Raw genomic sequence first — 23,048 nt, forward strand, 5'->3', positions numbered from 1 at the left:
TGCTGTTCTCCCACTGACGTCGTGCTGTGGACCGCCGTGCGCCGACCGCTGTGAGTCAGCTCACTGAACTATGATCGTGACACAATGACGGGGGAGTTTCTTGGCCCATTCGGTCAACGAGGACGGGTCGGTTTGTATCGGTGACACAAGCAGGGGAGTCCGGGGCGGTTGAGCCCAACAGCGTGGTCGTGCGCGACTGGCTGGCCGACTACGTCTCGGAGACGATGCGCGCCGAGACGCTCGAGCAGGTCGTGCGCCGGCTCGACACCGCCATCGTCGCGCGCGTGCCGGAACTGTCCGACCGCGACATGAGCCGCGACCTCGCCGCCAGCACCCGCGCCCACGCCAGGACCGTGCTCGCCGGGCTCACCAGCGACACCTTCGAGTTCACCCTGCCCGCCGAGGCGCACGCCTTCGCCCGCACGATCGCCCGTCGCGGCTTCGACCTGCGGGTGCTGCTACGCACCTACCACGCCGGGATGGAGGCGGTGCTGGACTACATGAACGACGCGGTGGGCCAGCGCGAGGTGCCCGCGGAGATCGAACGCGCCGTCATGCGGCGGATGTTCGACCGCACCACGAAGTGGATCAGCCTGTCGGTGGAACTGCTCACCGACACCTATATGGAGGAGCGCGAGCGGGTGCTGCGCGCCGCGCTGAACCGGCGCACCGAGACCGTGCACGCGCTGCTGGCCGGCGAGGAACTCGACGCCGACCAGGCCTCGGTGCGGCTCGGCTACCGGCTCGGCCTGCACCACCTGGCCTTCGTGCTGTGGACCGACCGGATCGAACCCGGCGGCGACGCGGAGGTCACCGGACTGCTCGACCGGGTGGCGGCGCGGGTCGCCGCGGAACTCGGCACCAACCGCCTGCTCACCGTCGCCTCCGGCGCCAGCGGCATGTGGGCGTGGGCCGGTCTCGACGATGCAGCGCACGCCGCCGACCTCGCCGCGCCCGGACGCATCGAACAGGTGCTGGACGGGCAGATCGAGGCGCCGGTCCGGATCGCCTTCGGGGTGCCCGGCGCCCGGGTGGCCGGATTCCGGGACGGACACCGCGAGGCGATGGCGGCCCGGCAGGTGGCCGAACGCGGCGGCGGCAGGCGGGTGGTCGCCTACCGCGACGTGGAGATCGCCTACCTCGCCGGGGTCGATCAGCACGCGATGTGGGGATTGATCCGGCGCGAGCTGGGCGCGCTCGCCGGGACCGATCCCGCGACCGTCCGGCTGCGCGACACCCTGCACGTCTACCTGTCCCGGCAGCGCAGCCCCGAGGCCACCGCCAAGGCGCTCGGCGTCCACAAGAACACCGTGCGCTACCGCCTGCAGCGCATCGAGGAGTTGCTCGGGCATCCCGTCGAACACCGGGCGCTGGCCCTGGAGACGGCCCTGACCTGCCTGGCCGCCTACGGTTCCGGGCAGGCCGTCAGTCCGTGACGACCTCCCTGACGCGGTTGCGCCGCAAGGGCGGTTCCACGCCGTCGGCGGCCGGGTGGTCGGGCAGCTCCGCGAGCAGGGTCGTGGTCGCGGCCGCGATGGTCGCCACGGCCTTGTCCACCGCTGCCTTGGTGGTGGTGGACAGGCCGGACACACCACCGACCTTGCGCACGTACTGCAGTGCGGCAGCATAGATTTCCTGCTCGGTAGCGGCAGGCTCCAGGCCGCGCAGGCGGGTGATGTCACTACACATGCGTGCACATTAGCTCTCCGAAACCGGATGCGGCACCGCATGAATACCCGGAGTGCGAATTTGCGTCCCGCAGCGGGCGAACACGCCCCCGCTGGGCGATAACACCGGCCCCGGAAAGGTCCATGGGGAACAATCGGTGACATGCCTGCCCGCGGTATACCCACATTGACGACCTTCCCGTACGAAGAGCTCGACAAGCGGGAGCCCGACCACTGGTCCGGCGCCGCGATCTCCGACGACGAACTGCGCGCGCTCGCGCTCGGCGGCTTCTACTCCACCCGCTGGGACGCCTTCCACGACGCGCTGCTGCTCGGCCCCGAACGCGAACACCCGCTCGGCGATCGCCGCGAGCTGGCGATCGACACCCTCACCGGGGCGTGGGGGATCACCGACGGCACCGAGGCACAGGCCTCGATGGAACAGCTGCTCGACGGCATGCACGCCCCGCTCTACGCGCTGGTGCACCCGCTGGTGACCGCCTCGATCAACGCCAGCGAGCGCGACCGCTTCGGCGAGCGGGCCGACCGGCACCGCGCGTTCCTGCGCCAGGTCGCCTCGTTCCGCGGCATGGACAACCCGGAGTCGCTGGTACGCGACTACGACATCTGGTCCCAGGCCATCAAGATCGGCTTCACCGAGCACCTGGCCCGCCCGCTGCCCAGCGACATCCACGCCTGGGATCTGGCCCGCGTGGTCGCGGTGGCGCGGATGTCGTTCACCGCAGGCTACATCGAGGCCGACGTGGCCTGGGGCTACCTGATGCGGGCGCTGCCGCTGGCCCAGCGCAAGTACCGCAACTGGCGGCAGTTCGGCGACGCCTACCTCACCGGCTGGACCTACTGGCAAGCCTGCGAGGACCTGGCCGAACTCAAGAACGGCGGCGTCGACCGGCGGATGGAGCTGCTCCGGCTCTGGACCAGGCCGACCAGCCCGTGGCGGCGGATCGAACTCAACGGGCCGAAGAAGGCCGCCGACTGAGTCAGCCCGCGTCCGGCAGCGAGCGCAGGATGCCGCGGCCGTAGCGCTGGAACTGCACGTCGTCGACCATGCCCAGGGAATGCCGCTCGACCAGCAGTTCCCATTCCGCGTACAGCTGCGCGACCCCGGGGTCGGCCGGGCCGGTGGCGCCGTCGACCGCCTCGCGCCGCACCGCGAAGTTCACCGCGAACGCCACCCGCTCCATGTCGGCGCGATCGACGCCGGTGAAGCACAGCGTCCGGTTGCCGTCGTGCACCTCCACGCAGCTGCGGCCGCGGTCGGCGCCGATCTCGCCCGGCGCGGTGGGGGCGGTCTCGCTCCAATGCGCCCACAGCACCGCGGTCACCGGCAGTTCGTAGGCGTAACTCTCGTCCGGGCCGAGCGCGACGAACAGCACCCGGCCGGTGGTGGCGGCCAGCAGGCCGGTGCCGGTCCCCGCGGGCGGGCGGGCGGTGGCGACGGCGGTCTCGAGCACGTACTCGTCGCCCAGCACGTAGTGGTGCAGGGCGGCGACGGCGTCGGCGGCCTCCTCGTGCCTGGTCATCCGCGACACCGCCCGGTCCACGTCGCCGCGGGTCGGGCCGTCGGCGGTCCACACCGGGGCCGGGGGATCGAGGTCGGGCGCGGCGATGTCGACGCGCTGCGCGGTGAGGATCTGGTCGTTGATGCGTTCGACGATGCGGCTGGCCGCGGGCACGTCGTGCTCGGCGATGAGGACCGGCAGCGGCGTGCGGTCGGCGGGCACCCCGGTGAGCACCGGGGTCGGATACCGCAGGTAGATCTCGATGACGACGGCGTCGTCGGCGCGTCTGCTCAGCCGGACCTTGAGCAGGTCACCGATCGGAACATCCAGAACGCGCTCGCCCTCGTCGCCTTCTCCGCCCGGGCGCAGCACGACCAGTCGGCCGCCGCCGTGCCGGACGATCGCGGTGGGTGTCCGTAGCTCGACTATGTCCATACCCCCTGCGCTTCGTCTTGTGTCGTCGCTCACGATAGGCCGTACATGCCATGATTGTGACCACTCGGGGTAAACCGGCGCGCGGAATCGGGAACCACCGCCGTTCCCCGGCCGTTTACCTGTCGAACTGCACCAACTGCCGAACTGCGCGATGTATCGAGTAGACCGTACGCGGTAACGTGGCTTGTCCGCATCCGAATCCCCCGCACGCGGACGGGGCCGGGAGCGGAATGCCCCACGATGTGCCCGACGTTTCGCTAGGCAGAACCCGGAGAAACCGGAAAGGACTGGCCGCCCGGCCTACGCTCTATGAACCGCAAGACAGTGTTTCGCACCCTGGCCATAGTCTCCGGCATCCTGCTGGTGATCTATGCGTTCAGCTACTTCGGAGACGACACGCGCGGCTGGCAGAGCGTCGACACGTCGGTGGCGCTGGCCCAGCTCCAGGACAAGGGCAACATCGAGAACGTCCAGATCGATGATCGCGAGCAGCAGCTGCGGATCGATCTGAAGAACGGCAACGACGCCACCAAGGGCGCGGACCGCATCATCGCCAAGTACCCCGGCGGCAGCGAGACCTCGGCCAAGATCTTCGACGCCGTGCAGAGCTCCGGCGCGCCGTACAACACGGTGGTCAAGCAGGACAGCTGGCTCGCGCAGATCCTGCTGTTCGTGCTGCCGATGGTGATCCTGCTCGGCCTGTTCCTCTTCGTCATGGCCCGGATGCAGGGCGGTGGCCGCGGCGGCATGATGGGCTTCGGCAAGTCCAAGGCCAAGCAGCTGTCCAAGGACATGCCCAAGACCACCTTCGCCGACGTCGCGGGCGCCGACGAGGCGGTCGAGGAGCTCTACGAGATCAAGGACTTCCTGCAGAATCCGGTGCGCTACCAGGCGCTCGGCGCGAAGATCCCCAAGGGCGTGCTGCTCTACGGCCCGCCCGGCACCGGCAAGACCCTGCTGGCGCGCGCGGTCGCGGGCGAGGCGGGTGTGCCGTTCTTCACCATCTCCGGTTCCGACTTCGTCGAGATGTTCGTCGGTGTCGGCGCCTCCCGGGTGCGCGACCTGTTCGAGCAGGCCAAGCAGAACAGCCCCTGCATCATCTTCGTCGACGAGATCGACGCGGTCGGCCGCCAGCGCGGCGCCGGCCTGGGCGGCGGCCACGACGAGCGCGAGCAGACCCTCAACCAGCTGCTCGTCGAGATGGACGGCTTCGGCGACCGCACCGGCATCATCCTGATCGCCGCGACCAACCGTCCCGACATCCTCGACCCGGCGCTGCTGCGCCCCGGTCGCTTCGACCGCCAGATCCCGGTCGGCAATCCCGACCTGGCCGGCCGTCGCGCCATCCTGCGGGTGCACTCGCAGGGCAAGCCGATCTCCCCGGACGCCGATCTGGACGGTTTGGCCAAGCGCACCGTCGGCATGTCGGGTGCGGACCTGGCCAACGTCATCAACGAGGCCGCGCTGCTCACCGCCCGCGAGAACGGCGCGGTCATCACCGGCGAGGCGCTCGAGGAGTCGGTCGATCGCGTGATCGGCGGTCCGCGCCGCAAGAGCCGCATCATCAGCGAGCACGAGAAGAAGATCACCGCCTACCACGAGGGCGGTCACACCCTGGCCGCCTGGGCGATGCCCGACATCGAGCCGGTCTACAAGGTCACCATCCTGGCCCGCGGCCGCACCGGCGGCCACGCCATGACGGTGCCCGAGGACGACAAGGGCCTGATGACCCGCTCGGAGATGATCGCCCGCCTGGTGATGGCGATGGGCGGCCGCGCGGCCGAGGAGCTGGTGTTCCACGAGCCGACCACCGGCGCGTCCTCCGACATCGACCAGGCCACCAAGATCGCCCGCGCGATGGTCACCGAGTACGGCATGAGTGCCCGGCTTGGCGCGGTCCGCTACGGCCAGGAGCAGGGCGACCCGTTCCTTGGCCGGTCGATGGGCATGGCCTCGGACTACTCGCACGAGGTCGCCCGCGAGATCGACGAGGAGGTGCGCAACCTCATCGAGGCCGCGCACACCGAGGCGTGGGCCATCCTCAACGAGTACCGCGACGTGCTCGACGACCTCGCCACCGCGCTGCTCGAGCGCGAGACGCTGCACCGCAAGGATCTCGAGCAGATCCTCGCCTCGGTCACCAAGCGCCCGCGCATCACCGCGTTCAACGATTTCGGTGAGCGCATCCCCTCGGACAAGCCACCGGTGAAGACCCCGGGCGAGCTGGCCGCCGAGCGCGGTGAGCCGTGGCCGCCGGAGCAGCCCGCCGAACCCGCGGTGCCGGTGGCGGCCCAGCAGCAGCGTGAGCCGGTGCCCGCCAACGGGTATCCGCAGCAGGGCTACCAGGCGCAACCGCAGTACGCCTACCCGCATCAGCAGGGCGGCGGTTACCCCTCGCCGCACGCACCGACCCAGGCCTACCCGCGCCAGGGCGGCACGCACGGGTCGCGCCCCGACTACGGCGCCCCCGCGGGCTGGTCGGCGCCCGGCTGGCCGCCGCGCGACGAGGCGCCGCAGCAGCCGGGTGCGCAGCCCGGATACGGCGGCTGGGGCAGGCCCGCCGAACAGCCGCAGCCCGGCGGTTTCCAGCCGTGGGGCGACCCGCAGCACAGCGGCCGGGGCGAGGACCCGGCGCATCCCGGATCGCGCGGCGAGGACGACGACAACCGCGACTGGGACGGACCGAACGGCCGGAACTGATCCGGCGACGATTAGGCTCGACCCTCGCCGGTGCCGAACGATTGCCGGCGCGGATTTGGAGGTGTCCTCGATTGTCGGCCAACCATAATGCGGTGGACCAGGTCCCGAACGGGCTGGACCGGGCCGCCTTCGACGACGACGCGCAGCCCGCGGTCGCCGAGCCGCCGCTGCACGCCCTGGCCACGGGCCGTCCGTTCGACCAGCCGCGCGCCGAGGCGGCGATTCGCGAACTGCTGATCGCCGTCGGCGAGGACCCCGACCGGCCCGGGCTGATCGACACCCCGGCCCGGGTGGCGCGCGCCTATCGCGAGATGTTCGCGGGGCTGTACGTCGAACCGGACCGCGTGCTCGACACCACCTTCGACGAAGGTCATCAGGAGCTGGTGCTGGTCCGCGACATCCCGATGTACTCGACCTGTGAGCACCACCTGGTGTCCTTCCACGGCGTCGCGCACGTGGGCTACATCCCCGGCCCGGCGGGCCGGGTCACCGGGCTGTCCAAGCTGGCCAGGCTGGTCGACCTGTACGCCAAGCGCCCGCAGGTGCAGGAACGGCTGACCAGTCAGATCGCCGACGCGGTGATGCGCAAGCTGGAGCCGCGCGGCGCGATCGTGGTGGTCGAGGCCGAGCACCTGTGCATGGCCATGCGCGGCATCCGCAAGCCCGGCGCCAGCACCACCACCTCCGCCGTGCGCGGCCTGCTGCAGACCAACGCCGCCTCGCGTGCCGAGGCGCTCGATCTGATCCTGCGTAAGTGAGGGAGGCCGCGGTGTCCGCCACGAATGTCACCGCGCGCGGCGGGCGCCGCTGTGTCGTGATGGGCGTGGTGAACGTGACCAGCGACTCCTTCTCCGACGGCGGCCGCTACCTCGACCCGGACCGTGCCATCGCGCACGGCGTCGAGCTGTACGAGGCGGGCGCGGACATCATCGACGTCGGCGGGGAGTCGACCCGGCCCGGCGCGGTTCGGGTCGATCCGGCGACCGAGGCCGCGCGGGTGACCCCGGTGATCCAGGGCCTGGTCGCCGCGGGGGTGCCCACCAGCGTCGACACCATGCGCGCCGCGGTCGCCGAGGCCGCGCTCGCGGCGGGTGTCTCGGTGATCAACGACGTTTCCGGCGGCCGCGCCGACGCCGACATGGTGAAGGTCGTGGCCGAGGCCGACGTGCCGTGGATCCTGATGCACTGGCGGGCCGCCGCCGACTACCGGCACACCGGGCCCGCCGACCACTACGAGGACGTCGTCGCCGAGGTGCGCACCGAACTCGACGCGCAGGTCGAGCTGGCGGTGCGTTCCGGCGTGGATCCGGGCAGGCTGATCCTCGATCCCGGCCTCGGCTTCGCCAAGAACGCCGCGCACAACTGGGCGCTGCTGGCCGCGCTGCCGGAATTCGTCGAGGCGGGGCTGCCGGTCTTGATCGGCGCCTCCCGCAAGCGTTTCCTCGGCGCCCTGCTCGCCGACGCGAACGGACCCCGCCCGCCCGACGGGCGCGAGGTCGCCACCGCCACGGTCTCCGCGCTCGCCGCGCTGTACGGCGCGTGGGGTGTGCGGGTGCACGACGTGCGGTCCTCACTGGATGCGATCGCCGTCGTCGATGCCTGGCAGCGGGCGCAGCCGCCGAAGGTCCGAGGAGCCGTGGGATGACCGAGCAGACCGCACCGGCCGCGCGTTCGGGCGAGCCGGCCGACCACTCGCGCGCGGAACTCGACCGCATCGAACTGCGCGGTCTGCGTGTGTTCGGCAGGCACGGCGTGTTCGAGCACGAGCGCCGCGACGGCCAGGAGTTCGTGGTGGACCTGACCGTGTGGGTGGATTTCACCGTCGCGGCCGCCTCCGACGATCTGGCTGCCACCGTCGACTACGGTGCGCTGGCCGAGCGGGCCGTGCGCATCGTCGCGGGCCCGCCGCGCAACCTGATCGAGACGGTCGTCTCCGAGATCGCCGACGACGTGATGGCCGACCCGCGCATCCAGCGCGCCGAGGTCGTGGTGCACAAGCCCGCCGCCCCGATCCCGCACACCTTCGCCGACGTCCGGGTCGTCACCACCCGCACCAGGGAGCCGCGGTGAGCAGGGCGGTGTTGTCGATCGGTTCGAATCTGGGCGATCGGCTCGGGTACCTGCGCAGCGTGGTGGACGCCGTCGCCGACCGGCTGGTCGCGGTGTCCTCGGTCTACACGACGGCACCGTGGGGTGGTGTCGAGCAGGACGATTTCCTCAACGCGATCCTGGTCGTCGACGATCCGGATCGCGGCTGCCGCGAGTGGCTCGCGCTCGGGCAGCGGCTGGAGCGGGCCGCCCACCGGACGCGGGCGGTGCGGTGGGGTGCGCGCACGCTCGATGTCGACGTGATCTGGTGCGCGGACACCGACGGCCCGGTGGTCAGCGCCGATCCGGAGCTGACGGTGCCGCACCCGCGCGCGCACGAGCGGGCGTTCGTGCTGATCCCGTGGCTGGAGGCCGAGCCGCACGCGCGGCTGGCCGTCGGCGACGTCGAGCGGCCGGTGCGCGACTGGCTGGCCGCGCTCGACCCGGCCGAACGCGACGGCGTGCGGCGCACCGATCTGTCCCTGCGCGCCTCGGCGGTTCCGGGGGAAGGGTTGCCCTCGTGAAACTGAAGCCGACCAAGGCGCTGGACCTGGTGGCCAACGTCCTGATCGCGGCGCTGCTGGCCTGGGCGGCCACCCGCTTCGCCTACGGCAGCCTGCCGCCCATCTCGGTCTTCGCGGGCGCGTCGCTGTATCCGGTGGCCGCCCTCGAGGTGGTGCTCGCCTTCGTGATCCGGGCCAGGGTGCGCAACGAGGAGGTGGGCACCGGGCGCAAGTTGCATCCGATCACCGCCGCCCGCGCGGTCGCCCTGGCGAAGGCGTCGGTGCAGGTCGGCTCGATCGCGGCCGGGATCTGGCTGGGCTTCCTGTGCTGGGTGTTCCCGCAGCGCGGCACGTTGACGGCGGCCGCGGCCGATGCGCCGGGCGCGATCGTCGGTCTCTCCGCGGGGGTCGCCCTGGTCGCCGCGGCGTTGTGGCTCGAGTATTGCTGTCGTGCCCCCGACGACCCCACCGATGAGACGGCAACCACATAGCAAACAATTCCGACGGTAATCACGTCCGCTGACAATGGGCGTGGGTCCCCGGGCAGGCTACCCTGGCGTGCATGGCTTCACCCTCCCGTAGCAGCACTTCCCGTCCGCGACGGGACCACGCGGGAAGATTCTTCATCGGCACGCTGATCCTGCTCGGCCTGGTTGCCAGTGTGTTCCTGATCTTCAGCAACAGCGTGCACATGATCCGGGTCGGCATGGTCGCCGCCCTGTGGGCCGCCGCGATCGGCGCGATGGCCGCCACCAAGTACCGCAAGGACGCGGCGGTGGACAAGGCGAAGGTGCGCGATCTGCAGACGGTCTACGAGTTGCAGCTCGAGCGGGAGATCACCGCGCGCCGCGAGTACGAGCTGGGAGTGGAGGCCAGGGTCCGCGAGGAGGTCGGCGCCGACGCCGCCGAACTGGCCGCGCTACGCGCCGAACTGAGCGTGCTGCGCCAGAGCCTGCAGCGCCTCTTCGACGGCGACTTGCCGATGGATCGCCCCGCGCTGCGCGCCGAGGCCATGCGCGTGCCGGAGCTGCCCGGCACCGCCGCGGCGCCGGCGAACGGTAGCTCGGCGAATGCCGGTACCGGGCCGGCGGCGCGCAATCCGCTGACGCCGGTGTTCGTTCCCGAGCACCCGGCCCCGCCCGCCTTCGCCAGCCCCGACGACGACCCGGTGACGGCCGAGACCTCCGTCGTGCCCGCCGACGACGAACCGGCCCCTCCGGACGCGCCCGCCCGGCTGCGCCCGCCGACCTGGCCCCACCCCTTCGAGACCGTCCGCGACCGCGAAGTCGGCACCTGGGCCGACGCCTACGCGGCGGACGATCCCGCTTCCTCCGACGATGACGCCGCTGCCGGTGCCGCGACACGGCCTGCCGGCGGGTCGCCGGCCTCGTCCGGTCGTTCGTCCGCCGCCGGTTCGGACCCCACCTCGGCGGGTGCGAGCAAGGCCGCCACTGGGGCGAATACTGCCGCCACAGGATCGAATCCCGCCGCCGCCGGGTCGAATCCCGCCGCCGGGTCCAGCACTGCCGCCGCGCGTACGGGCACCTCGGGGAAGACGTCGTCCGCCGCTGGATCAGCCACCGTCTCCGGTGCGAACCCCGCCGCGCCCGGTTCCGGCGCCGCGCCCGCCGGTCCGGGTGTCGCCGTGGGTTCGGGTGCCGCCGGTTCCGGCACGGCCGCTGGTTCCGGCACGGCCGCTGGTTCCGGTGTGGCGACCGGTCCAGGCAGGGCGACTGGTACCGACGTGGCCGCTGATCCCGGTGTGCCCGCCGCTTCCGGCGGGGCCGCCGGTTCCGGCGTGGCCGCTGCTTCGGGCGCTACCGAACCGAGCGCCGCGGTGGGTTCGAGCACCGCCCTCGGTGCGACCGCTGCCGGTGCAGACCCCTCCGCCGCCGGTCCGAGCGCCCCGGTCGCCGGCTCCGACACCGCCGCCGACTCGCCGACCGCCGGCGCGCACCCGTCCACCGCGCCTGCTGCCGCGGGTGCACCCCCCGGATCGCCGGACGCACCTGTCCCCGACGAGCAGCAACCGTCGCGCACCCCGGCGGCCGAAACGCCGTCGCCGCGTCCCACGACGCCCACCATCGGCACCTCGTCGCGCCGTCGGCGTCGCGAGGAGGGTGGGGGCTCCGGGGACGGCCAGCGCCGGCTCTCGGTCGCCGAGATCATGGCGAATCTGGCTTCCGAGCAGCAGCAACGTCCCTGACCGGCGCCGTCGCGGCAGGTGAGCCGCAAATCACGTCCCGGCCCCGTAGCCTCGGCGAACGGCGGGCCGATATCCTCGACCCGTAACGTCCGGTACCCGCAAGGCGGGACTGGAACGACATCGAGAGGACGACGTTGACCTCGGCACGCCCGACTTCCGACAGCGCGGCTTCGGGATTCGACCCTGCGCCCGCACGCCTGACGGTGGGAATCGTCTCGGCGGGACGCGTCGGTTCGGCCCTGGGCGCCGCGCTGGAACGCGCCGGACACGTGGTGTTCGGCGTCGCCGCCATCTCCGATGCGTCCAAGCATCGCGCCCGTACCCGGCTGCCCGATTCGGAGATCCTTCCGGTCGAGCAGGTCGCGGCCCGCAGCGAACTGCTGCTGCTGGCCGTGCCCGACGCCGAACTGCCCGGCCTGGTGCGCGGGCTGGCCACCGCGACGGTGGTGCGTCCCGGCACGATCGTCGCCCATACGTCCGGCGCCAACGGCGTCGGCGTGCTCGCTCCGCTGGCCGAGCGCGGCGCGCTGCCGCTGGCCATCCATCCGGCCATGACGTTCACCGGTCACGACGAGGACCTCAGCAGGCTCGGCAATGCCTGCTTCGGCATCACCGCCGCCGACGACGTCGGCTATGCCATCGCGCAGTCGCTGGTGATCGAGATGGGCGGCGAGCCGGTGCGGGTCGCCGAGGAGAACCGCACGCTCTATCACGCGGCGCTGGCGCACGGCAGCAACCATCTGGTCACCCTGGTGCTGGACGCGGTGCAGGCGCTGCGCGAGGCGCTGGCCGGTCCCGGCCTGCTCGGTCAGCAGACCGTGGACGATCAGCCGGGCGGCCTGGCCGAACGCCTGCTCGCCCCGCTCGCCTCGGCCGCGCTCGACAACGCTTTGCGCCGCGGCCAGTCCGCCCTGACCGGCCCGGTGGCCAGGGGCGACGCCGACGCCGTCGCCGCGCACCTGGCCGCGTTGGCCGCCGCCGACCCGCGGGTGGCCGAGGGCTACCGCGCGCTGTCGCTGCGCACCGCCCAGCGCGCCGACACCAACCCCGCCCTGATCGACCTGCTGGAGGGACGCCGATGATCGACCCCACGCTGCGCGGCGCCTACCGGCCGGGCCAGCTCACCGTGCACCACGACCCGGCCGTGCTCGGGTCGGTGGCCAAGGCACTGCGCGGTGTCGGCCGCACCGTCGCGCTGGTGCCCACCATGGGCGCATTGCACCAGGGCCACCTGGAGATCGTGCGGCAGGCCAAGCGGACCAACCAGGTCGTGATCGTCTCGATCTTCGTCAACCCGCTGCAGTTCGGCGCGGGCGAGGACCTGGACAAATACCCGCGCACGCTGGACGCCGACGTGGAGCTGTTGCGGGCCGAGGGCGTGGAGCTGGTGTTCGCCCCGAACGCCGAGCAGATGTACCCGGACGGCCCACGCACCACCGTGCACCCCGGCCCGCTCGGCGCCGAGCTCGAGGGCGCGAGCAGGCCGACGCACTTCGCGGGCATGCTCACCGTGGTCGCCAAGCTGTTGCAGATCGCCCGCCCGCACCAGGCGTTCTTCGGCGAGAAGGACTACCAGCAGCTCACCCTCATCCGCCAGATGGTGCGCGACCTGAACTTCGACGTCCGCATCGTGGCCGTGCCGACCGTGCGCGAATCCGACGGTCTCGCGCTCAGCTCGCGCAACCGGTATCTCGATGCGGCACAACGAGAAACGGCACTGGCCCTGTCCGCGGCGCTGTCCGCGGGCGCGCACGCGGGCGGACTCGGCGCCGAGGGCGTTCTCGCCGCGGCCCGGGCCGTTCTCGACGCGACCCCCGGGCTCGACCTCGACTACCTGGAGCTGCGCTCCTCGACGCTGGGCCCGGCGCCCGCCTCGGGCAACGCCCGGCTGCTGGTGGCCGCCAAGGTCGGCACCACCCGGTTGATCGACAACATCGCCGTCACCCTCGGCGCCCCCATCGACGGACACCCGAACCTCGACTCCCAGCCGGAACCCGCGGGCACCGACCCCGCCCTCCTTCCTCCCGCGCGCTAGAAAGGCGACGACGACGATGTTGCGCACCATGATGAAGTCCAAGATCCATCGGGCCACCGTGACCCACGCCGATCTGCACTACGTCGGCTCGGTCACCGTGGACCAGGATCTGCTCGACGCCGCCGATCTGCTCGAGGGCGAGCAGGTCTGCATCGTCGACATCGACAACGGCGCCCGGCTGGAGACCTACGTGATCGCCGGTGAGCGCGGCTCGGGCGTGATCGGTATCAACGGCGCCGCCGCCCACCTGGTGCACCCCGGCGACCTGGTGATCCTGATCGCCTACGGGATGATGAACGAGCAGGAGATCGCCGAGTACGACCCGAAGGTCGTCTTCGTCGACGAGCGCAACCGCCCGGTCGAACTCGGCTCCGACCCGGCGCATGCGCCGGAGGGTTCGGGGCTGACCTCGCCGCGTTCGCTCACCTTCGCCTGATGGCGCGCCCGGGTCGAGCGGGACAGCGATGCTGCTGACCATCGACGTCCGCAACACCAGCATCGAGCTGGGCCTGTTCGCGGGCAGCGGAACCCACGCGCGTCTCGAGCGGCACTGGCGGATCCACACCAATCCGCTGCTCACGGCCGACGAGCTGGCCATGCAGTTGCGCGGCCTGATCGGCGGGCCGCTCGAGCAGGTGATCGGGGTCGCGGCGCTGTCGACGGTGCCGCCGGTGCTGCGTGAGCTGCGCACCATGCTGGAGCGGTACTGGTCGCACGTGCCGCACGTGGTGGTGGAACCCGGTGTGCGGACGGGCATTCCGTTGCTGGTCGACAATCCCAAGGAGATCGGCGCCGACCGCATCGTCAACGCGCTTGCGGCGCATCAGCGGTTCGGCGGTCCGGCGATCGTGGTCGACTTCGGCACCGCCACCACCGTCGACCTGGTCTCGGCGAAGGGCGAGTTCCTCGGCGGTGTGATCGCCCCCGGCGTGGCGATCTCCGGTGAGGCGCTGATCGAGAAGGCGGGCCTGCGCCGGGTGGAGTTGGCCCGCCCGCGTTCGGTGGTGGGCAAGAACACCGTCGAGGCGATCCAGTCCGGTGCGGTGTTCGGCTTCGCGGGCCTGGTGGACGGGCTGATCGATCGCATCCGCGACGAATTCGACGCCTTCGCGGGCGACGACGTCACCGTGGTGGCCACCGGCATCAGCGCACCGCTGATCGTGCCCGAATCCGAGACGATCGACCAGCACGAACCGCATCTCACGCTGACCGGCCTGCTGCGCGTCTACGAACGCAACCAGCAGCGCCGCCGCACCTGACCGGTGGTGGTGGGATGCGCGTCACCACGCCGGGCGCTGTCGTCCCACCGCCGGGCACTGCTACACTCGCTGCCGTGTCTTCCCGCGTGCGCACCCAGGAGTGTTGTCGAGGCTGATCCGGCCTCGACCGTTCGAGGCTGACTTCGAGTCCCTCGACCGTTCACAACTCCTGGAGTTTCGCTCATGCGTTCCTCTGTTCTCTCCCTTGCCGGCATTCCGGCGACCACCACCGCTCCGCGTGCCGCTCGCCGCAGGCCGGTGCTCACCCCCGACGACGCGCGCCTCGATCGTGCGGTCGCGCCCGCGTTGCCGACCCGGTTGCGCCCGGCCGACCTGCTGCGCCTGACCGACGAGGGCGCCGAGGACGTACTCGACGGCCGCTACGACCATCTGCTGCCCGCGGGCGGCGCGTGGCCGACCGAAGAGCGGTGGGCCACCCGGTTGCGTGCCGACGACGAGGTCGACGTCTGGCTGATCAGCTGGACCCCGGCCAAGACCACCGAACTGCACGACCACGCCGGATCGCTCGGCGCGCTGACCGTGCTCAGCGGCGCCCTCTCCGAATTACGGTGGACCGGAACGGAATTGCGCGCCCGCACGCTGTCGGCGGGCGATCAGGCCGCGTTCCCGATCGGTTGGGTGCACGAGGTGATGCGCGCCCCCGCCGCGATCGAGCCGGTCACCGCCGAACCCACCCTCAGCGTGCACGCCTATTCACCCCCGTTGACCGCCATGTCGTACTACGAGATCACCGGTCAGGGCACGCTGCGCCGCACCCGCACCGTTCTCACCGACGAGCCCGAAGGTGACATCTGATGAGCCATCTGACCATCGACCGGATGCTCGAGCTGGCCCGTGCCGGCCTGCGCCGGATCTACGCCTGGGAACTGCCCGAGGCCCTCGCCCGCGGCGCCCTGCTGGTCGACATCCGTCCGCAGGCCCAGCGCGACCGGGAGGGCACGTTGCCCGGCGCCCTGGTGATCGAGCGCAATGTGCTCGAATGGCGGCTCGATCCGAGCAGTTCCGCGCGCCTGGCACTGGCCACCGATCACGGTGTGGAGTGGATCGTGGTCTGCTCGGAGGGCTACACCTCCAGCCTGGCCGCGGCCTCGCTGCAGCAGCTCGGCTTGCACCGGGCCACCGATCTGGTCGGGGGTTACCAGGCGCTGAAGGCCGCCGGGCTGCTCACCGTCGCCAGCCGTACCCCGCACTTCGCCCGGGAAGTGGCCTCGCTCGCCGCCCTGTAATTCCTCCTCGCTAGGGTTACCGGATGTGAGCACCCCGAACACGCCTTCGTCCGGTCGCTCCGCGGGTTCGGCTCCTGCGGGGCAATCCAGCCGACCAGCCCAGGATGTCGACGACGTCCCGGAGCAGATGCGGATTCGCCGGGAGAAGCGCGAGCGGTTGCTCGAGGCGGGGACCGAGGCCTACCCGGTGGTCGTGCCGCGCACGCACAGCCTGGCCGAGATCCGCGCCGCCCACCCGGACCTGGCGCCGGACACGCAGACCGGTCAGCAGGTCGGCGTCGCGGGCCGCGTCATCTTCCTGCGCAACACCGGCAAACTGTGCTTTGCCACCCTCCAGGAGGGTGACGGCACCAAGCTGCAGGCGATGATCAGCCTCAACGGGGTCGGCGCGGACGCGCTGGCCGCCTGGAAAGCCGATGTCGACCTGGGCGACTTCGTGTTCGTGCACGGCGAGGTGATCGCTTCGCGCACCGGCGAATTGAGCGTCATGGCCGATTCCTGGTCGATGGCGGCGAAATCGCTGCGGCCGCTGCCGGTGGCGCACAAGGAGATGAACGAGGAGTCCCGGGTCCGTCAGCGCTACGTGGACCTCATCGTGCGCCCGGAGGCCAGGCAGATGGCCAGGACCCGGGTGGCCGTCGTGCGTGCCCTGCGCAACGCGCTGGAGCGCCGCGGATTCCTCGAGGTCGAGACGCCGATGCTGCAGACGCTGCACGGTGGTGCGGCCGCGCGCCCGTTCGTCACCCATTCCAACGCCCTCGACATGGACCTCTACCTGCGCATCGCGCCGGAGTTGTTCCTGAAGCGCTGTGTGGTGGGCGGACTGGAGAAGGTCTTCGAGATCAACCGGAACTTCCGCAACGAGGGTGCCGACTCCACCCATTCGCCGGAGTTCGCGATGCTGGAAACCTATGAGGCGTACGGCACCTACGACGACTCCGCCACGATGATCCGGGAATTGATCCAGGAGGTGGCACAGGAGGCTTTGGGCACCCAGGTGGTGACCCTGGCCGACGGCACCGAATACGATCTTCGCGGCGAGTGGGCGACCGTGGAGATGTATCCGTCGCTGTCGGACGCCCTCGGGGAGCCGGTGACTCCGGAAACCACGGTCGAGGAATTGCGTGCCATCGCAGCGCGTGTCGGGCTGGAAATTCCGGAGGAGAAGGGGTACGGCCACGGCAAACTGGTCGAAGAACTCTGGGAACACCAGTACGGCGACAAGCTGTATGCCCCGACTTTCGTTCGCGACTTCCCGGTGGAGACCTCTCCGCTCACCCGGCAACATCGCAGCAAGCCCGGCGTGACCGAGAAGTGGGATCTGTATGTGCGCGGCTTCGAGCTGGCCACCGGTTATTCCGAACTGGTCGACCCGGTGATCCAGCGCGAGCGGTTCGTCGATCAGGCCAGACTCGCGGCCCAGGGTGACGACGAGGCAATGGTCCTGGACGAGGACTTCCTCGCCGCGATGGAGCACGGCATGCCGCCGACCACCGGAACCGGTATGGGAATCGATCGCTTGTTGATGGCGCTCACCGGTTTGGGAATCCGGGAAACGATACTGTTCCCAATTGTGCGTCCGGTCGCTCGCTGACCGGCCGCGGGCTGTTCCGGTCTCGTCTTGGAATTTTTCGACTTCACGGTATTCTTACCTCGGGTAATCGGCCTAGTCGCGGGTCGCACGATTTCGAGAGGACGTTCATCTCATGGCAAAGAAGGTCACCGTTAGCCTGATCGACGATGTCGACGGTGAGTCCATCGCGGACGAGACCATCGAGTTTGCGATCGACGGTGTGTCGTACGAGATCGACCTGTCGGCGGCGAATGCAGCGAAGCTGCGTGACGGGCTGGAGCAGTGGGTTTCCAATGCTCGCCGGGTGAGTGGACGTCGTCGCGCGAAGGCCGCCACCACCGGCGCCTCCGCCACCCCGAAGAGCCGGGTTTCGATCGATCGCGAACAAAGCGCCGCAATTCGCGAGTGGGCTCGCCGTAATGGCCACAAGGTCTCCGCCCGGGGCCGCATCTCCGCCGACATCACCGAGGCGTACAACAAGGCCGCGAAGGGCTAGTTCCGATTTTCGACTGCCGCCCGGGCGAATCGTGCGACGCCCGGGCGGCAGCATCTTTGTGATAGGACTTCGGTATATATCGCCGATGATCGGACGCTCCCGGCGTCCGGCCGGGGTGGGCGACACGGCCGGATCTGTGCGATGGTCGTCACCGGCGGTATTGGAGAGATGAGGTATCGGCGCGGTGACTGGATTCGTCGGATCATTGTTGCGGTACACCGATGACGCGGGTCGTCAGCAGGAGTTCGAGCTGACACCGGAGCGCCAGCGCATCACCATCGGCCGCTCCCCGCAGGCCGACCTCTCCCTGAGCTGGGACGCCGAGGTCTCGCGCCTGCACGCCGCGGTCGAGTACCTGGGCGCGCACTGGACCATCGTCGACGACGGGCTGTCCCGCAACGGCACCTTCGTCAACGGCGAACGGCTCGTCGGCAGGCACCGGCTGCAACCGGGCGACCGGATCCGGGTAGGCAGCTCGCTGGTCTCCTTCCACGAGTTCGGCACGCCCGCCGAGGACATCACCCGGGTGGCGACCGGCTCGATCCCGACCCTGCGTTCGCTCACCGAGACCCAGCGCGCGGTCCTCGTCGCGCTGTGCAGGCCGTACAAGAACGGGGCGGGTTTCGCGACGCCCGCCTCCAACCAGCAGATCGCCGACGAATTGTTCCTCAGCGTCGACGCCATCAAGACACATCTGCGCGCCCTGTTCGCCAAGTTCGGGGTGGAGAACCTGCCGCAGAACCAGAAGCGGGTGCGGCTGGCCGCGCTGGCGATGCAGAGCGGCATCATCTCCGACCGCGACCTGTGAGCGCTGCCGATCATGCCGTAGCGGGGCGCCCTTCGTGGTGACGCTGCGCTGCCGCCTCCGGGCGCTGACCCGCTCCGGCCGGCTGGACGATCGCGTAGGCACGCGAGCGTCTCGGCGATGTCGGCCCGCCGCCGCTCCCGGTTGACTCGAGGCATCCCCGGACGCCGAGGTTCCGGGATCGTCGAGGCAGGAGAAACGGCATGGTCGCGCTGAGAATCGCCGCGCTGGTGGCGGCGGTGCTGACGACAGGTCTGATCGCGGGCGTCTTCTACGCCTACGCGATCTCGGTGATGCCCGCGCTGGCGGGCACCGACGATCGCACGATCGTCGAGGTGATGCAGAAGGTCAACGTCGCGATCCTCAATCCGTGGTTCCTGGCCCCCTTCGTCGGCACGGTCGCGTGCACCGTGCTGGCGGCGGCGCTGCACCTGGGCGGCGCGCAGCGCACGACCCTGGTGTGGATCCTGGTCGCGCTGGTGCTCGACATCGCCGCGTTCGCGGTGACCGCCGGGTTGAACGTCCCGCTCAACGAGCGGCTGGCCGCCGCGGGCGACCCGGCGGCGATCGTCGATCCGGCGGCGGTGCGGGCGGGCTTCGAGGCCGCCTGGGTGCGCTACAACATCGGGCGCGCGGTCCTGCACACGCTGGCCTTCCTGGTGCTGTGCGGTGCGCTGGTCAGCGCCGGTGCCGCGCGCGCCGAGGCGGCGCCGGTGACCCACCCGGCCGGCGCGGTGTCCGCGGGGGTGTGAGCCCGCTCGTTTCGCGCCGGGATCACCCGGGTACGACTGGCACGACCCCGGCCGGCGGGAACAAACCCCCGCCGGCCGGGGTTGTAGGCGGGCAGGTACCCGTCGCCGGCGCCCGAGTCACGGGCGCGACGGGCGGTCGCGGGCTCGGCCGGGTGGCTGTTCGCTCTAGGCAAAACGAGAGCGGAAACGAATCCCGGAACGGCCACGTTATGAGTGAATGACCGTGTTGTCGCCGGTCCCCAATAGGGTGGACCGCAGGCGGCCGGAACCCCCGCCAACTAGAGTGGATGGCGGGGACCACAACCCCCGGGCTTCATGGCAGGCTGACGACCGACAGGTTGGCGACAGCACTGAAGCGTCGGATGCCACTGAAGGTCTGAGCAGGAGAGTGAGGGAGCGATGTTCGAGAGGTTCACCGACCGCGCGAGGCGCGTCGTTGTCCTGGCCCAAGAAGAGGCCCGGATGCTCAACCACAACTACATCGGCACCGAGCACATCCTGCTTGGCCTGATCCATGAGGGTGAAGGTGTCGCGGCCAAGTCGCTGGAGTCCCTCGGCATTTCGCTCGAGGGTGTGCGCAGCCAGGTCGAGGAGATCATCGGTCAGGGCCAGCAGGCCCCGTCCGGGCACATCCCCTTCACCCCGCGCGCCAAGAAGGTGCTGGAGCTGAGCCTGCGCGAGGCGCTGCAGCTCGGCCACAACTACATCGGCACCGAGCACATCCTGCTCGGCCTCATCCGCGAGGGCGAGGGCGTGGCGGCCCAGGTGCTGGTCAAGCTCGGCGCCGACCTGAACCGGGTCCGTCAGCAGGTCATCCAGCTGCTGTCGGGCTACCAGGGCAAGGAGCCGGTGGAGTCGGGCGCGCGCGGCGAGACGGGCACCCCGTCCACCTCGCTGGTGCTCGACCAGTTCGGCCGCAACCTCACCCAGGCCGCGCTCGAGGGCAAGCTCGACCCGGTGATCGGCCGCTCGAAGGAGATCGAGCGGGTCATGCAGGTGCTCAGCCGCCGCACCAAGAACAACCCGGTGCTGATCGGCGAGCCCGGCGTCGGCAAGACCGCCGTCGTCGAGGGCCTGGCGCAGGCCATCGTCAACGGCGAGGTGCCCGAGACCCTCAAGGACAAGCAGCTCTACACCCTCGACCTCGGTTCGCTGGTCGCGGGCAGCCGCTACCGCGGTGATTTCGAAGAGCGCCTGAAGAAGGTGCTCAAGGAGATCAACACCCGCGGCGACATCATCCTGTTCATCGACGAGCTGCACACGCTGGTCGGTGCCGGTGCCGCCGAGGGCGCGATCGACGCCGCCTCCATCCTCAAGCCGAAGCTGGCCCGCGGCGAGCTGCAGACCATCGGCGCCACCACCCTCGACGAGTACCGCAAGTACATCGAGAAGGACGCCGCCCTGGAGCGCCGCTTCCAGCCGGTGCAGGTGGGCGAGCCGACCGTCGAGCACACCATCAACATCCTCAAGGGCCTGCGCGACCGCTACGAGGCGCACCACCGGGTGTCCATCACCGACGGCGCGCTGGTCGCCGCCGCCACCCTGGCCGACCGGTACATCAACGACCGGTTCCTGCCGGACAAGGCGATCGACCTGATCGACGAGGCGGGCGCGCGCATGCGCATCCGCCGGATGACCGCGCCGCCGGACCTGCGCGAGTTCGACGACAAGATCGCCGACGCGCGCCGGGAGAAGGAGTCCGCGATCGACGCGCAGGACTTCGAGAAGGCCGCGCGCCTGCGCGACAAGGAGAAGCAGCTCGTCGCCAAGCGCGCCGAGCGGGAGAAGCAGTGGCGCTCCGGTGACCTGGACGTCGTGGCCGAGGTCGACGACGAGCAGATCGCCGAGGTGCTGGCCAACTGGACCGGTATCCCGGTGTTCAAGCTCACCGAGGAGGAGACCACCCGTCTGCTCCGCATGGAGGACGAGCTGCACAAGCGGATCATCGGCCAGGAGGATGCGGTCAAGGCCGTCTCCAAGGCCATCCGCCGCACCCGCGCCGGCCTGAAGGATCCGAAGCGTCCGTCCGGCTCGTTCATCTTCGCCGGCCCGTCCGGTGTCGGTAAGACCGAGCTGTCCAAGGCGCTGGCGAACTTCCTGTTCGGCGACGACGACGCGCTCATCCAGATCGACATGGGCGAGTTCCACGACCGCTTCACCGCCTCGCGGCTGTTCGGTGCCCCTCCGGGCTACGTCGGCTACGAGGAGGGCGGCCAGCTCACCGAGAAGGTGCGCCGCAAGCCGTTCTCGGTCGTGCTGTTCGACGAGATCGAGAAGGCCCACCAGGAGATCTACAACACCCTGTTGCAGGTCCTCGAGGACGGCCGCCTCACCGACGGCCAGGGCCGCACGGTCGACTTCAAGAACACGGTGCTGATCTTCACCTCGAACCTCGGCACGCAGGACATCTCGAAGGCGGTCGGCCTCGGCTTCTCGCAGTCGAACAACGAGGGCTCGAACTACGAGCGGATGAAGCTCAAGGTCAACGACGAGCTGAAGAAGCACTTCCGGCCCGAGTTCCTCAACCGCATCGACGACGTGATCGTCTTCCACCAGCTCACCAACGAGCAGATCGTCGAGATGGTGGACCTGATGATCGGCCGCGTCGCCACGCAGCTGAAGAACAAGGACATGGCGATCGAGCTCACCCCGACCGCCAAGAACCTGCTCGCCAAGCGTGGCTTCGACCCCGTGCTCGGTGCCCGGCCGCTGCGCCGCACCATCCAGCGCGAGATCGAGGACCAGCTGTCGGAGAAGATCCTCTTCGGCGAGATCGGCCCCGGCCAGACCATCCTGGTCGATGTCGAGGGCTGGGACGGCGAAGGCTCCGGCGAGGACGCCAAGTTCACCTTCACCGGCAAGGCGAAGCTGACCAAGGCCCCCACCGAGGAGAAGCCCGAGGTCGTCCTCACCGGCGCCGCCGAAGGCCCCTCCGAAGCCGCCGCCGGCGAGTAATCGCCCCGAACCCCGAGGCCCGCTCCCCCTGGGAGCGGGCCTCGGCCGTTCGTGGCCGTTCGCGGAGGGTCAGGCGGGAGCGTCGACGGTGCGGGTATCGACGATCCGCACCTCGACCGTCAGCCCGACCTTGGCCGCCAGGTTGACGAGCGTGTCCACCGAGAAGCGGCTCATCTTCCCGTTCTTCAGGTCGGAGATACGCGGCTGCGTCACTCCGAGGTTCGTCGCGGCCACCCGCTGTGACCAGCCGAATTCATCGATTCGATCACGGATCGCCCGCATCAGCTGCGACCGCACCTTGAGGTTCTCCGACTCCGCCGGCGTATCGGCGAGGGCATCGAAGACCGAGGCGAATTCCTGCTGTTCCTGGTGTTCCTTCATCGCTGTACCCTCTGCTGCGACTCCGCGACGGCCAGCCGGTACCGATTGATGCCGGTCTCGACAGCTCGTCTCGGAGTCTGGTTCGACTTCTTCTGGAAACCATGCAGGATGTACACGACGTCACCGAGGTCGGCGACGTAGAAGACCCTGAACCAGCCGTCGTCTTCGGCGATACGAATCTCACGAACACCCTTGCCGACCGAAGGCATCGGCTTCGATCCTCGCGGGGTCTCCCCGCACTGGACGAGATCGATCTGATGCCCAGCGTCCTGCCGCGCCGCTGATGGAAAGTCGCGGATCTCGTCGAGTGCGCGGCCGATGAAGACAACTGGTTTCCTGACAGCTGGTTTTCTTGTCGGTTCCCCCCTCACACAGTGATTATACACAATTTTATATGAGTGTGCGCACGCAACTTCGGGCTGC

24 protein-coding genes are annotated in these 23,048 nt (G+C 70.2%); 20 read left to right on the forward strand and 4 right to left on the reverse strand.

The genetic code is table 11. The annotated features are described in order from the left end of the window. The first annotated feature begins 140 nt into the window (after positions 1–140). Complete coding sequence (locus CRM89_RS23995) at positions 141–1,436, forward strand: CdaR family transcriptional regulator (RefSeq protein ID WP_098086375.1); 1,296 nt, start codon at positions 141–143, stop codon at positions 1,434–1,436. On the opposite strand, the gene CRM89_RS24000 is transcribed toward CRM89_RS23995, so the two are convergent. Next, positions 1,426–1,689 (reverse strand): DUF2277 domain-containing protein, encoded by a 264-nt coding sequence (locus CRM89_RS24000; RefSeq protein ID WP_011206924.1) that lies wholly within the window; start codon positions 1,687–1,689, stop codon positions 1,426–1,428. The two genes, CRM89_RS23995 and CRM89_RS24000, sit on opposite strands and share 11 nt — an antisense overlap. A gap of 141 nt (positions 1,690–1,830) precedes the next feature. Between CRM89_RS24000 and CRM89_RS24005 the strand changes: the two genes are divergently transcribed. Beyond that, the gene (locus tag CRM89_RS24005) at positions 1,831–2,667 is read left to right on the forward strand and encodes a DUF1266 domain-containing protein (RefSeq protein WP_060593745.1); all 837 of its coding nucleotides are present in this window, start codon (positions 1,831–1,833) and stop codon (positions 2,665–2,667) included. Position 2,668: 1 nt separating this feature from the next. Here CRM89_RS24005 and CRM89_RS24010 read toward each other — a convergent pair whose 3' ends face one another. Continuing rightward, positions 2,669–3,625: a hypothetical protein gene (locus CRM89_RS24010; protein WP_050767933.1), complete on the reverse strand. Its 957-nt coding sequence runs from the start codon at positions 3,623–3,625 to the stop codon at positions 2,669–2,671. 309 nt (positions 3,626–3,934) lie between these two features. Between CRM89_RS24010 and ftsH the strand changes: the two genes are divergently transcribed. From ftsH to CRM89_RS24100, 18 genes are all read left to right on the forward strand, one after another. Continuing rightward, entirely contained in the window at positions 3,935–6,325 is a 2,391-nt protein-coding gene (gene ftsH / locus CRM89_RS24015) for an ATP-dependent zinc metalloprotease FtsH (RefSeq protein WP_011206927.1), read from the forward strand. Between the two features lie 113 nt (positions 6,326–6,438). Then, complete coding sequence (gene folE / locus CRM89_RS24020) at positions 6,439–7,083, forward strand: GTP cyclohydrolase I FolE (RefSeq protein ID WP_041560594.1); 645 nt, start codon at positions 6,439–6,441, stop codon at positions 7,081–7,083. Between the two features lie 59 nt (positions 7,084–7,142). Continuing rightward, entirely contained in the window at positions 7,143–7,970 is an 828-nt protein-coding gene (folP, locus tag CRM89_RS24025) for a dihydropteroate synthase (RefSeq protein WP_050768204.1), read from the forward strand. After that, positions 7,967–8,395 (forward strand): dihydroneopterin aldolase, encoded by a 429-nt coding sequence (gene folB, locus CRM89_RS24030; protein ID WP_011206930.1) that lies wholly within the window; start codon positions 7,967–7,969, stop codon positions 8,393–8,395. The genes folP and folB overlap by 4 nt, the downstream gene beginning before the upstream one ends. Then, on the forward strand, positions 8,392–8,937 hold the full coding sequence (gene folK / locus CRM89_RS24035; RefSeq protein ID WP_086839302.1) for a 2-amino-4-hydroxy-6-hydroxymethyldihydropteridine diphosphokinase: 546 nt from the start codon (positions 8,392–8,394) through the stop codon (positions 8,935–8,937). Before folB ends, folK begins: the two co-directional genes overlap by 4 nt. A 2-nt stretch (positions 8,938–8,939) precedes the next feature. Further along, positions 8,940–9,407 carry a DUF3180 domain-containing protein gene (locus tag CRM89_RS24040; RefSeq protein ID WP_041560597.1) on the forward strand — a complete coding sequence of 156 codons (468 nt, stop codon included), beginning with the start codon at positions 8,940–8,942 and terminating at the stop codon, positions 9,405–9,407. Between the two features lie 71 nt (positions 9,408–9,478). Beyond that, a complete protein-coding gene (locus CRM89_RS24045; protein WP_127516301.1) occupies positions 9,479–11,122 on the forward strand; it encodes a DUF6779 domain-containing protein in 1,644 nt (547 codons plus the stop codon). Positions 11,123–11,256: 134 nt separating this feature from the next. Continuing rightward, on the forward strand, positions 11,257–12,204 hold the full coding sequence (locus CRM89_RS24050) for a Rossmann-like and DUF2520 domain-containing protein (RefSeq protein WP_050767935.1): 948 nt from the start codon (positions 11,257–11,259) through the stop codon (positions 12,202–12,204). Further along, positions 12,201–13,157, forward strand: a complete 957-nt coding sequence (gene panC, locus CRM89_RS24055) for a pantoate--beta-alanine ligase (RefSeq protein WP_086839300.1) — start codon at positions 12,201–12,203, stop codon at positions 13,155–13,157. Before CRM89_RS24050 ends, panC begins: the two co-directional genes overlap by 4 nt. 16 nt (positions 13,158–13,173) lie before the next feature. Beyond that, positions 13,174–13,593 carry an aspartate 1-decarboxylase gene (gene panD, locus CRM89_RS24060; RefSeq protein WP_011206936.1) on the forward strand — a complete coding sequence of 140 codons (420 nt, stop codon included), beginning with the start codon at positions 13,174–13,176 and terminating at the stop codon, positions 13,591–13,593. 28 nt (positions 13,594–13,621) lie between these two features. After that, a complete protein-coding gene (locus CRM89_RS24065; protein WP_060593741.1) occupies positions 13,622–14,416 on the forward strand; it encodes a type III pantothenate kinase in 795 nt (264 codons plus the stop codon). Positions 14,417–14,599: 183 nt separating this feature from the next. Further along, the gene (locus CRM89_RS24070; RefSeq protein WP_098086381.1) at positions 14,600–15,232 is read left to right on the forward strand and encodes a cysteine dioxygenase family protein; all 633 of its coding nucleotides are present in this window, start codon (positions 14,600–14,602) and stop codon (positions 15,230–15,232) included. Between the two features lie 8 nt (positions 15,233–15,240). Continuing rightward, entirely contained in the window at positions 15,241–15,663 is a 423-nt protein-coding gene (locus tag CRM89_RS24075) for a rhodanese-like domain-containing protein (RefSeq protein WP_098087108.1), read from the forward strand. Between the two features lie 127 nt (positions 15,664–15,790). Then, positions 15,791–17,257, forward strand: a complete 1,467-nt coding sequence (gene lysS, locus CRM89_RS24080; protein WP_060593740.1) for a lysine--tRNA ligase — start codon at positions 15,791–15,793, stop codon at positions 17,255–17,257. Positions 17,258–17,369: 112 nt separating this feature from the next. Further along, positions 17,370–17,732 carry an Lsr2 family protein gene (locus CRM89_RS24085; RefSeq protein WP_011206941.1) on the forward strand — a complete coding sequence of 121 codons (363 nt, stop codon included), beginning with the start codon at positions 17,370–17,372 and terminating at the stop codon, positions 17,730–17,732. A 208-nt stretch (positions 17,733–17,940) separates the two neighbouring features. Next, a complete protein-coding gene (locus CRM89_RS24090) occupies positions 17,941–18,540 on the forward strand; it encodes an FHA domain-containing protein (RefSeq protein WP_220275695.1) in 600 nt (199 codons plus the stop codon). Positions 18,541–18,740: 200 nt separating this feature from the next. Next, the gene (locus CRM89_RS24095) at positions 18,741–19,289 is read left to right on the forward strand and encodes a DUF1772 domain-containing protein (RefSeq protein ID WP_086839295.1); all 549 of its coding nucleotides are present in this window, start codon (positions 18,741–18,743) and stop codon (positions 19,287–19,289) included. A 399-nt stretch (positions 19,290–19,688) separates the two neighbouring features. Next, complete coding sequence (locus CRM89_RS24100) at positions 19,689–22,244, forward strand: ATP-dependent Clp protease ATP-binding subunit (RefSeq protein ID WP_011206944.1); 2,556 nt, start codon at positions 19,689–19,691, stop codon at positions 22,242–22,244. A gap of 69 nt (positions 22,245–22,313) precedes the next feature. Here CRM89_RS24100 and CRM89_RS24105 read toward each other — a convergent pair whose 3' ends face one another. Further along, positions 22,314–22,625: a helix-turn-helix domain-containing protein gene (locus CRM89_RS24105; RefSeq protein ID WP_011206945.1), complete on the reverse strand. Its 312-nt coding sequence runs from the start codon at positions 22,623–22,625 to the stop codon at positions 22,314–22,316. Beyond that, the gene (locus tag CRM89_RS24110) at positions 22,622–22,996 is read right to left on the reverse strand and encodes a type II toxin-antitoxin system RelE/ParE family toxin (protein ID WP_076573953.1); all 375 of its coding nucleotides are present in this window, start codon (positions 22,994–22,996) and stop codon (positions 22,622–22,624) included. The genes CRM89_RS24105 and CRM89_RS24110 overlap by 4 nt, the downstream gene beginning before the upstream one ends. Positions 22,997–23,048: the final 52 nt, after the last annotated feature.

It is taken from the genome of Nocardia sp. FDAARGOS_372, from assembly GCF_002554515.1.
In the GTDB taxonomy this organism is placed as follows: domain Bacteria; phylum Actinomycetota; class Actinomycetes; order Mycobacteriales; family Mycobacteriaceae; genus Nocardia; species Nocardia farcinica.

Coding starts and splice junctions, on each gene's coding strand:
- CRM89_RS24000 (WP_011206924.1), bottom strand. CDS start 1,689: ATGTGTAGTGACATCACCCGCCTGCGCGGCCTGGAGCCTGCCGCTACC.
- CRM89_RS24005 (WP_060593745.1), top strand. CDS start 1,831: ATGCCTGCCCGCGGTATACCCACATTGACGACCTTCCCGTACGAAGAG.
- CRM89_RS24010 (WP_050767933.1), bottom strand. CDS start 3,625: ATGGACATAGTCGAGCTACGGACACCCACCGCGATCGTCCGGCACGGC.
- ftsH (WP_011206927.1), top strand. CDS start 3,935: ATGAACCGCAAGACAGTGTTTCGCACCCTGGCCATAGTCTCCGGCATC.
- folP (WP_050768204.1), top strand. CDS start 7,143: ATGGGCGTGGTGAACGTGACCAGCGACTCCTTCTCCGACGGCGGCCGC.
- folB (WP_011206930.1), top strand. CDS start 7,967: ATGACCGAGCAGACCGCACCGGCCGCGCGTTCGGGCGAGCCGGCCGAC.
- CRM89_RS24045 (WP_127516301.1), top strand. CDS start 9,479: ATGGCTTCACCCTCCCGTAGCAGCACTTCCCGTCCGCGACGGGACCAC.
- panC (WP_086839300.1), top strand. CDS start 12,201: ATGATCGACCCCACGCTGCGCGGCGCCTACCGGCCGGGCCAGCTCACC.
- panD (WP_011206936.1), top strand. CDS start 13,174: ATGTTGCGCACCATGATGAAGTCCAAGATCCATCGGGCCACCGTGACC.
- CRM89_RS24065 (WP_060593741.1), top strand. CDS start 13,622: ATGCTGCTGACCATCGACGTCCGCAACACCAGCATCGAGCTGGGCCTG.
- CRM89_RS24070 (WP_098086381.1), top strand. CDS start 14,600: ATGCGTTCCTCTGTTCTCTCCCTTGCCGGCATTCCGGCGACCACCACC.
- lysS (WP_060593740.1), top strand. CDS start 15,791: ATGCGGATTCGCCGGGAGAAGCGCGAGCGGTTGCTCGAGGCGGGGACC.
- CRM89_RS24085 (WP_011206941.1), top strand. CDS start 17,370: ATGGCAAAGAAGGTCACCGTTAGCCTGATCGACGATGTCGACGGTGAG.
- CRM89_RS24095 (WP_086839295.1), top strand. CDS start 18,741: ATGGTCGCGCTGAGAATCGCCGCGCTGGTGGCGGCGGTGCTGACGACA.
- CRM89_RS24100 (WP_011206944.1), top strand. CDS start 19,689: ATGTTCGAGAGGTTCACCGACCGCGCGAGGCGCGTCGTTGTCCTGGCC.
- CRM89_RS24105 (WP_011206945.1), bottom strand. CDS start 22,625: ATGAAGGAACACCAGGAACAGCAGGAATTCGCCTCGGTCTTCGATGCC.